Annotated in this window: 1 pseudogene; it reads left to right on the top strand. The window is 74.7% G+C overall.

From position 1 onward, the window contains the following. A pseudogene (locus AC0IWM_RS23995) lies at positions 1-233 on the top strand (COX15/CtaA family protein); the annotation flags it as partial.

Genomic DNA, 233 nt, shown 5'->3' with positions numbered 1-233 from the left:
GCCAGGCACCGGGATGGCCCGCCGTGCGACCGGCATCGCCGGTCTCGTGCTCGCCCAGGGCGTGCTCGGCATCACCACCCTGCTGCTGGCCGTGCCGCTCTGGGCGGCGCTCTCCCAGCAGGTCTTCGCCATGGCGGTCCTCACCATGGCGACGGTCCAAGCCCGCCGGACCGGACGAGCCGTCGTCGCGACGCCCCTCGGACGCCCGTCGACTCCGTTCGGCTACGAGGCCC

The organism is Methylobacterium sp. AC433, assembly GCF_979253015.1.
The sequence above is the reverse complement of the archived record's forward strand: the minus strand, read 5'-3'. Positions and strand labels throughout refer to the sequence as shown.